The sequence below is a fragment of the Acidovorax sp. KPB24-03 genome (assembly GCF_057546605.1).
In genome coordinates this window covers 1-9989 of sequence record NZ_BAAJYR010000130.1, presented here as the reverse complement: position 1 = coordinate 9989, position 9989 = coordinate 1, and the positions used below count along the sequence as shown (strand labels likewise).

At 63.9% G+C, this 9989-nt stretch carries 6 protein-coding genes and 1 pseudogene; 5 read left to right on the top strand and 2 right to left on the bottom strand.

The features are described 5' to 3' along the window. A partial coding sequence (locus tag AC27KI_RS14350) for an ATP-binding cassette domain-containing protein (RefSeq protein WP_487114410.1) occupies positions 1-544 on the bottom strand: 544 nt, incomplete at its 3' end. A 33-nt stretch (positions 545-577) separates the two neighbouring features. Further along, positions 578-1588 carry a BMP family protein gene (locus AC27KI_RS14345; RefSeq protein ID WP_284400379.1) on the bottom strand — a complete coding sequence of 337 codons (1011 nt, stop codon included), beginning with the start codon at positions 1586-1588 and terminating at the stop codon, positions 578-580. A gap of 214 nt (positions 1589-1802) precedes the next feature. Between AC27KI_RS14345 and AC27KI_RS14340 the strand changes: the two genes are divergently transcribed. The 5 genes and pseudogenes from AC27KI_RS14340 to AC27KI_RS14320 form a co-directional block, all read left to right on the top strand. After that, positions 1803-4049 carry a type I secretion system permease/ATPase gene (locus tag AC27KI_RS14340; protein ID WP_487114408.1) on the top strand — a complete coding sequence of 749 codons (2247 nt, stop codon included), beginning with the start codon at positions 1803-1805 and terminating at the stop codon, positions 4047-4049. After that, positions 4046-5584, top strand: a complete 1539-nt coding sequence (locus AC27KI_RS14335; RefSeq protein WP_487114406.1) for an HlyD family type I secretion periplasmic adaptor subunit — start codon at positions 4046-4048, stop codon at positions 5582-5584. Before AC27KI_RS14340 ends, AC27KI_RS14335 begins: the two co-directional genes overlap by 4 nt. Before the next feature lie 213 nt (positions 5585-5797). Further along, positions 5798-6535: a hypothetical protein gene (locus AC27KI_RS14330; RefSeq protein WP_487114404.1), complete on the top strand. Its 738-nt coding sequence runs from the start codon at positions 5798-5800 to the stop codon at positions 6533-6535. Between the two features lie 321 nt (positions 6536-6856). Next, positions 6857-7777 carry a hypothetical protein gene (locus AC27KI_RS14325; RefSeq protein WP_487114402.1) on the top strand — a complete coding sequence of 307 codons (921 nt, stop codon included), beginning with the start codon at positions 6857-6859 and terminating at the stop codon, positions 7775-7777. 124 nt (positions 7778-7901) lie between these two features. Further along, positions 7902-9989, top strand: a pseudogene (locus tag AC27KI_RS14320) (hypothetical protein); the annotation flags it as partial.

Below are 9989 nucleotides of genomic sequence, written 5' to 3'. Positions count from 1 at the left end.
CGGTGGGCTCGTCCAGGATCAGGATGCGGGCGCCGCGGTACAGCGCTTTCAGGATTTCCACGCGCTGCCGCTCGCCCACCGAAAGGCTGCCCACGCGGGCATCGGGCGCCACCGGCAGGCCGAACCGGGCCGAGACGTCCAGCAGCCGCGCGCGGGCCGCGGCCCGGCGCGAGAACGGCTGCCACAGCGGCTCGCTGCCCAGCATCACGTTATCGAGCACGCTCAGGTTGTCGGCCAGCGTGAAGTGCTGGTGCACCATGCCGATGCCGGCCGCCAGCGACGCGCGGGGCTGGCCCGGCGGCAGCGGCTGGCCGAAGACCTCGATGTGCCCGGCGTCGGCCCGGTAGTGGCCGAAGAGTATCGACATCAGCGTGGACTTGCCCGCGCCGTTTTCGCCCAGCAGCGCCAGCACCTCGCCCCGGGCGAGGGTCAGGTCGATGCCATCGTTGGCGACCAGCGGGCCGAACCGCTTGGTGATGCCGTGAAGGCGCAGCACGGGCGGCCCGGCCTCGGCCGACGGCGGGCGGGCGGCGGACTCACCCACGCAGCGTGCTCCGCCCGGCGCAGCGCGCGCGCATCACTTGGCCGTGGACTTGGGCTGGCTGTCGTCCACCTTCACGGTGAACTTGCCCGCCAGGATGTCGGCCTCCCTGGCCTTCACCTTGGCCACGACCTCGGCCGGCACCTTCTTCTCGAACGTGCCCAGCGGCGCGAGTTCGGAGCCCTTGTGCTTCATCATCGAATAGGGGCCGTAGTCCTCGGCGGCGAACTTGCCTTCCTTGACCAGCGCGATCGCGCGGTCCACGCTGGGCTCCATGTGCCACAGCGCCGAGGCCACCACCGTGTCCGGGTACTGGGCCTGCGTGTTGATCACGTTGCCGATGGCCAGCTTGCCCTTTTCCTTGGCGGCGTCGGACACGCCGAAGCGCTCGGCATACAGCACGTCGGCGCCCTTGTCGATCATGGCGAAGGTCGCCTCCTTGGCCTTCGGCGGGTCGAACCAGCTGTTGATGAAGGTGATGGTGAACTCGGCCTTCGGGTTCACCTCCTTCGCGCCTGCCATGAAGGCGTGCATCAGGCGGTTGACCTCCGGAATCGGAAAGCCGCCCACCATGCCGATCTTGTTCGTGCGGGTCATGCCGCCCGCCACCATGCCGGACAGGTAGGCGGGCTCCTGGATGTAGTTGTCGAACACGCTGAAATTGGGCGCCTGCGGCTTGCCCGAGGAGCCCATCACGAAGGCCGTCTTGGGAAAGTCCTTGGCCACCTTGCGCGCGGCGGCCTCCACGCCGAACACCTCGCCGAAGATCAGCTGGTTGCCCCCGGTGGCGTATTCGCGCATCACGCGCTCGTAATCGGCATTGGCCACGTTCTCGCTGCTCTTGTATTCGATCTCGCCGCGCGTTTCCGCCGCCTTGAGCGCCTTGTGGATGCGGCTCACCCATTGCTGTTCATAGGGCACCGTGTAGATCGCCGCCACCTTCAGCTTGGCCTGCGCGAAGGCCAGCGTGGGCGCCAGGCCCAAGGTGGCGGAGATGGCCAGGGAGGTGCAGAACAGGCGGCCGGTGAAGAGGCGGCGAGAGGTCATGGAGCGTCTTTCTTGAAAGGAATGCGGGACAAAGAAGCAAATCACATGCCCGGTGCGATGGGTAATTGAATCGATTATTTGAACTTTCCACCAAAGTCAAATTGTTTCGTTTTGTGTTGTGTGCATGCCTTGTAATGGAATGCGTACAAAAAATACAAGAGATTTACACGACTTTGTCGAATAGCATGCCGCCTCCGACAGACAGGAGCGTTCGATGGTGGTAGCAAATGCACTGGCAGATGCCAGCGGATCAACAGGGGAAGTTCGGGACACCGGCCCCTCCATCGACCGCCGGGGTGACAGCGGCATTGCAGCACTGTGCCTCGTCGCCCGCCTGCACCAAGTCGCAGCCGACCCGGCCACGTTGGGGCACCAGATGGGCCTGCAGCCCAGCGAAACCGCCACGATGCAGGACCTGGTCCGGGCGGCCAAGCACATCGGCCTGAAAGCCAAGATCAGTGTCACCACCACTGACCGACTGGCCCTCAGCCCCTTGCCGGCCCTGGCCATGGTGCGCAACGCGGCCGGCGAGGTGCGGGCCATCGTCCTGGCGCAATGCAACGGCCAGCGTGTGCTGCTGCAAGACCCTTCCGCCGGCCCCGGCGGCAACCGCCCCACCATCGAATCCCTGGAAGACTTCGCTGCGCAGTGGACCGGCGAGTTGCTGCTCATCACCAGCCGCGCCAGCCTGGCGGGCGAGCTGGCCAAGTTCGACTTTTCATGGTTCATTCCCAGCCTCGTCAAGCACCGCAAGCTGCTGGGCGAGGTGCTGCTGATTTCTTTCATGCTGCAGCTCTTCGCGCTGATCAGCCCCTTGTTCTTCCAGGTGGTGATGGACAAGGTGCTCGTCCACCATGGCGTGACCACGCTGGACGTGCTGGTCATCGGCCTGGTCGTGGTGGTGGTGTTCGAGAGTCTGCTGAACGGCCTGCGCGGCTACGTCTTCAGCCACACCACCAACCGCATCGACGTGGAACTGGGCGCGCGGCTGTTTCGCCACCTCATGCAACTGCCGCTGTCGTACTTCCAGGCGCGCCGCGTGGGCGATTCGGTGGCCCGCGTGCGGGAGCTTGAGAACATCCGCAGCTTCCTGACCGGCAACGCCCTCACCGTGGTGCTGGACGTGCTGTTTTCCGTCATCTTCATCGCCGTGATGCTGTTCTACAGCGTGCCGCTCACGTTGATCGTGCTGGTCAGCCTTCCGCTGTATTTCGGCTTGAGCCTGGCCATCGTGCCCGTGCTGCGTCGCCGGCTGGACCACAAGTTCGCGCGCGGCGCGGAGAACCAGGCCATGCTCGTGGAAACCGTCACCGGCATCCAGACCGTCAAGGCCAGCGCGCTGGAGCCTTCGTTCGCCCGCCGCTGGGACAACCAGCTGGCTGCCTACGTCAGCGCCAGCTTCAAGACGCAGAACGTCGCCGCCTGGGCGCACGAGGCCGTCAACCTGATCGGCAAATTGGTGAACGCCGCCACCCTCTGGTACGGGGCCCACCTCGTCATGGACAACCAGCTCACCGTGGGCCAGTTCGTCGCCTTCAACATGTTCGCGCAGCGCGTGGCCCAGCCCATCATGCGCATGGCCCAGCTGTGGACCGATTTCCAGCAGACCGGCATCTCCATGGCGCGCCTGGGCGACATCCTCAACACCCGCACCGAAGTGCCGCCCTCCAGCGCCGCGCAGCTGCCCCCCATCCAGGGCCGCATCACCCTGGATGGCGTGCACTTTCGTTACCGGCCTGAGGCCTCGCCCGTGCTGGGCGGCGTCAGCCTGGACGTGCGGCCTGGGGAGGTCATCGGCATCGTGGGCCGTTCGGGCTCGGGCAAGAGCACCCTCACAAAATTAGTGCAGCGCCTGTACGTGCCGGAGCAGGGCCGAATCCTGGTCGATGGCATCGACATCAGCCTCATCGATGCCGCCCAACTGCGCCGCCAGGTGGGCGTGGTGCTGCAAGAGAACCTGCTGTTCAACCGCAGCGTGCGCGAGAACATCGCCATTGCCGACCCCGCCGCACCCATCGAAGCCGTGGTGCACGCTGCCCGCCTGGCCGGCGCGCACGACTTCATCAGCGAACTGCCCGAAGGCTACGACACCCTGGTGGGAGAGCAGGGCGGCAGCCTGTCGGGCGGCCAGCGCCAGCGCGTGGCCATTGCGCGGGCCCTGTTCACCAACCCCCGCATCCTCATCCTGGACGAAGCCACCAGCGCGCTCGACTACGAGAGCGAGGCCATCATCCAGCGCAACATGGCGCACATCTGCCAAGGGCGCACCGTGCTCATCATCGCCCACCGCTTGAGCGCCGTGCGGCACGCGAACCGCATCATCGTCATGGACAAGGGCAAGATCGTCGAGGCCGGGCCGCACGATGCGCTCATCCAGCGGCAGCAGGGCCTGTATGCCCACCTGTGGCGCATGCAGGACGGCAGCAAGGCCGCTCCCGCTGCCGAAGGGGCGATCGCATGACGGACACCGTGATCGCCAGCGCTGCCGTGGCGTCGGATACCCCTGCGAATGCCCCCGTAAGTGCCCACGTCGCCAAACCCCAAACGCAGCGACACCCCGTCATCGAACTGCTGGGCCGCTACCGCGCCGTCTTTCGTGCCGCCTGGGCGCACCGGGCCGAACTGGCGGGCCCTTCGCGACTGGCGGACGAGCAGGCCTTTTTGCCCGCCGCGTTGAGCCTGCAGGAAACGCCGGTTCACCCGGCGCCCCGGCGCATCGCCTTCGTGCTGATGGCACTGTTCGTGATCGCGTTGCTGTGGGCCATCTTCGGCAAGATCGACATCGTGGCCGTGGCGCCCGGGCGGGTCATCGTGAGCGACCGCACCAAGCTCGTGCAGCCGCTGGAGAACAGTGTCATCCGCCGCATCCTGGTCAAGGACGGCGACCACGTGCAGGCCGGCCAGCCCTTGCTGGAGCTGGACCCCACCGCCGCGCGGGCCGACAAGGCCAGCTTCCACGAAGCGCGGCGGTCCGCAGATTCGGAATGGGTGCGCAGCCGGGCACTGCAGCAGATGCTATCGAATCAGGAGCAAAAAAACCTTGCTGGTAGTGCGGTGGTGGCTCGTTTGACCGCAAAGGACCTTCCCACCGAATGGAGCCGGGAAGAAACCGCTGAGGCCAATGCCTACCTGGCTGCCGAGTGGAGCGACATCACCGCGCGGCTGGCCAAGCTGGCCGCCGAGCGCCAGCGCCGCCAGGCGGAGATGGCCACCGTGCGGGCCATGATCGGCAAGCTGGAGGCCACCGTGCCCATCGCGCGCCAGCGCGAGCAGGACTTCAAGGCCCTGGCGGACCAGGGCTTCATGTCGGGTCACGCCAACCAGGACCGCACGCGCGAGCGCATCGAACTGGAGCGGGACTTGGCCACCCAGCAGGCCCGGCTGGAAGAAGCCCAGGCCGCGCTGCGCGAGGCCGAGCAAACCCGCAGCGCCTACCTGGCCGAAACCCGCCGCGCCTTGAGCGATCGCCAGGCGCAGGCAGACTTGAAGCGCCAGCAATCGGGCCAGGAACTGGCCAAGGCCACCCAGCGCGAGCGGCTTGCCACGCTCACGGCGCCTGTGGCCGGCACCGTGCAGCAACTGGCCGCCCACACCGAAGGCGGGGTGGTCACCGGAGCCCAGGCGCTGATGGTGATCGTGCCCGACAGCGCCGGCGTGAGCGCCGAGGTGACGCTGGAAAACAAGGACATCGGCTTCGTGGTGCCAGGGCAGGAGGTGGCCATCAAGCTGGAGACCTTCCCGTTCACGCGCTACGGCACCGTGAAGGCCACGGTGGACAAGGTGACGCAGGATGCCGTCACCGATGAAAAGCGGGGCGCGATCTTCCCGGCGCTCATTACCTTGAACCAGAGCCACATCGACGTGGACGGCAAGCCGATCCGGCTGGCACCGGGGATGAATTTGACCGCGGAAATCAAAACGGGGAAGCGGCGGGTCATCGAATACCTGCTCAGCCCCATCCAGCGTGCGGGCAGCGAGAGCTTGAGAGAACGCTGACGGTAGCGCTCACGGCACCCTGGCGCGATCAGCGCAGCCCACGGGACCGCCGTCGGTTGCCACTCGCCACTTGCCACCTTCCAACGTGGCAAGGCAGCACACACAGCGTGTCCGCACGACGAAACACCTCCTGCGAGCCATCGCACAGCCGCGGCTGCGAATGCGATGGGCGTGGGGTTTTGACAGATTTATTGATAAACGAAAGGAATCCCGATGAGCAGCAACAACAACAACCAGAACGCCCCCGCCGTCTCGTGGCGCTTCAAGGGCACCCAGGGAGCGACGCCCTGGAAGGAAAGCTATGTCGAATCCAGCGTCGCGGCGGAGCTCGCCAGCGCTCTGGTGCCGTCTGCAGGCGGCGCCGCCGCCGCGCCCGCACTCTCTGCCGCCGTGCAGGAAGCGGAGCTTACGCAGGCCTACATTGCACAGGCGACGACCACTGCCGCAGACACCGTGCAATGGAATCTGGAGGCGCTGCATTCGCGTGGCCGGGATGGCGTGCTGGGTGAACTGGTTGCCACCGAGGTGGCTTCGCAGACCCTCGCCAGCGTGGAGAGCATGCGTCCCTACGCCTACGAGTTGGGGATGGACTCGGCACAGGACCCAGCGCTCTCGGAACACACCAAGCCGCTGGAGTGGTCGGCGGGCGAAGCAAGCATGGAAAGCACCCGTCCCTATACGACCGACAGCGAAGCGCTGGCGATCTTCGAGTCCACCAAGCCGATGCAGCTGTCGGATGTGACGGACGGTGCAGGAACGACCAAGCCGCTGGAGTGGTCGCCCTCCATGAGCAGCGCATTGGAGCAACCCCACGCGATGGCACTGGAAGGCAGCGCACAGCAATTGCTGCAGGCCATGGCGGGCTTTGCGCCATCGGCGATGGGGACTGCGGCAACGGCTTCGGCGACCCAGGCGGTGTTGTGGAATGAAGCCCTCGCCGTGGGGGCGTAATAGCCGTCGTGGGCATCGGAGTGTCGACCAGCGTGTCCAAGCGCTGCACGCGCCACCACGATTTGACTCAAGAAACCAAGGAAGAAAGGGAAAAACAGTGAGCGATGCGATACGGGCATGCCAGCGAAAACGCGGCAGAGCCGGCAACCACTAGTTTGCTATGGAAAGAGTAGCAATCAAGGCAATCAGCACTAGGGCATCAGTGCAATTGGATTCAGATAATCGAACCCAGGGAACGACGATGAGCGCTTCGACGCATTCAAGCGGCCGGCAGGGAAGTCGGGCTATGGCAAAACACGCATTTGATTCAAGGAGCCCGGCATGACTTTCGATGCCAACGATATTTTCAAACTCATCCTCGGGGTGATTTGCGGGGCATTCGTTTTCTGCATGTTGCTGGTTTTTCTTTTCAACAAATCACCCAGGGGAAGGCAGAAGGGGGCGCTATGGGTCGTGGTGTTATTCGCGGGCGGGCTGATCTGGGGCTATATCGCACTGGTCGGCAAGCCACGGCGCCTTGCCGCCGAGGAAGCCCAAAAAAACAATACTCTGACTCAGCAGCAGATGAAGGAGCGATATGCCAAGGGCAAAGCGATATTCGACGAGCGGTGCAAAAGTGCGGAGGAAAAGATTAATCGGACGGTCGAGGGGGTTGATGGCGTTCTATTGATGAATGTGCGCTCGGCGGAAGAACGGTACAAAATGTATTCCGATCCTTATTGGCCAGACGCAGGGTTAGCGCAGCAATACGGGGGAGATGTTTATATCCGATCTTTTATCGAATGGGAGCATCAGCAATTTCCACCTGAGCGAGGTTATTTGAACGGCGAGCCAACGAATCCAAATAATTACCTTGTTTTTCAAGGTTATTCTTATGTTGATGTCAAAGAGGATGATGGAATATATAGATACTCTTTCAATGACCCGCCTTCTTCGAAGGTGTCAAAAGAACGGCTGACTAAATCGCCTGCACGCTACGCCGTCTCTTTCGAGAACATCATCAACCCGGCTGATCGGGAATATTGGATCGCAGGCACCACCGTGATGATTACGGATACGAAGACGCAGGAATTGATTGCCAAGAAAACCTGGTATTCCTTCGAGCCTGGTTTTGGTAGTCACGCAGGTAATCGCCAGCCTTGGCGATTTGCAATCACCTGTCCGGAGATTAAGGGAATAGCCGAGCGCTTTCCCACCCGATTTTTTGTCGATCAAATCCTGAAGCCAAAGCAAGGAAATTGAAATGGCCAACGAAATTCAAACCCACTTGAAGTACACCAATCTGCAAATGGCGGCAGAGGCATTTATATTGCCCAAAGTCTCTCTTCCTGGTCAAACCGAGGGTAGGCCCTTAGACGTTGCCAGATTGACCGACGGCAACGGCCGCTCCAGCAAATTCACCGAAGCAGAAGCCAAGAATTTCGCGGACACCTGGACCGTTGCCCAACACATCAGCAACACCGCCACCGGCTTTTCTGGAACGTTGTTCCAAGCCATCAAGAGCGACGAAACCCAAGGCATCACCGCCGGCGACCTCGTCCTGTCCTTCCGCTCCACCGAATTCCTGGACGACAGCGCGCGCGACAATCAGGCCACCAACAGCATGGAGATCAAGCCCTACGGCTGGGCGTTCGGGCAGATCGCGGACATGGAGGACTGGTACGCCAGTCTTAAAACCAAAGGACTGATCCCGGCAGGCCAGCAGATCGCCGTCACCGGCTACAGCCTGGGCGGCCACCTGGCCACCGCTTTCAACCTCTTGCGCGTGGAAGACGGCACCCTGAACACCGCTGTCAAAGAGACCTATACGTTCAACGGCGCGGGCGTTGGCGTCGTCCAGCAGGGCACGCGCCTGACCGATGTCATTCGCGACTTCAACGCGCAGCGCAAGAACGCCTCGGGCACCGCCATCGCGTTCTCCGAGCCTGATGCCCAGGTGCAGTACGAGAAGTACCGCGCGCTCTTCGGGGCCAGCTCTACCGGTGTGACCGCCCAGGCCGCCAAGGACGCGGCCGCCAGCGTGAAAGCGCTGCGCACCACGATCAACTCGCCCGAAACGGGCGTTCCGGTGTACTGGCCCACGGCTCGCAACGAGCAACTGGGCAAGATCCAGGCCGCTCTGGAGCGGATCGCCACCATCGAGGCGGAGGCCGAGCGCGTGCCCGGCCTGTCCTCCGGCGGTGGCGCGGACTCGCCCCTGAACATCCAGGGCCCGGCCAACATCCAGGCGCTGCAACTGGACTATCAACTGGCCGTGATGGCGGCGCAGACCAAGACCGCGCCCTCCGCAGGCACCCTCGGCGGCGGATTGCAGGCCGTGCTAGGCCGTGCGCTAGGCTCCTCCGTCATTCCCAACTTCCACGACGTGTATGGCGATACCCGCCCATCGGCCGTGGCCAACTCCCAACTGCACTACGGCCAGGCACAGGGCGTGTTTATCGAAGACCAGCCCCTGTTACGCGGCGCGGTCATCGGAGGCGCATTGGCGGCGACCGCCAATGCGGCCGGCGACATCAAGTTGCTTGTGCCTGAATTCAGCAACAACGACTTTGGCGACACGCACAGCCTGGTGCTCATCCAGGACTCGCTGAACGTGCAAAAGACCCTGGCCCAGTTGGACCCGAGCCTCACGCTGGAGAAGGCGTCGGCCCTCCTGCGCGCGGCCTCCAACAAGAAGGCGAGCTGGAGCACCGGCACGCAAGGCAAGGCCGAAGGCGATGTGCTGGAGAACGTCGTCAACGCGCTGGGCGACATGCTCGGACTGAACTGGCAGGGCGCCACGCGCCTCAAAGGGAGCCTGGAGGGCAACACCTGGGCGCAGACCGAGGACGGCAAGGGCGATGGCACCAGCGGCCGCACCACCTTCTATGCCCGGCTCAAGGCCGTTACCGACAGCGAAGCCTACAAGGCCCTGGTGGGCAAGAGCAGCGTTGCGGCGTCCGAGATCACGGCCGCCGATGGGAAAACCCAGTTCGCGTCATTCCTCGCGCTCAATGCCCTGAGCCCGATCGCCATCAAGACCGACGATGCCCAGGCCATCGCCAAACTCAAGGCCGCCAACCCCACACTGGCGCAGCGGTGGGATGCCGATGCCAAGCTGACCGATGCGCAACGGGCCCAAGGGTTGGCGAATTTCTCCACCGGCTGGTATGCGGATCGGCTGGCCTTGGTGCAGGCCAAGGCCACCGCCAATAAGGGCGATGTGGAAAAACCGGTCCGGATCACCCCCAACGGCACCGTGCTGGAATACCACTACTACGACACGGAGGTGTCGACCCAGGACCAGACGCTTACCGTGCTGCCCGCCGTGGCGCGCAACGGCGCACCCGTGGCTTACGTGCGATTCGGCAACGACCAGGCCAATGCGCTCGATGGAGGAGGCCAGGACGACCACCTGTACGGAGGTGCCGGCAACGACACTCTGGACGGCAAGGGCGGTGCCGACTACCTGGAA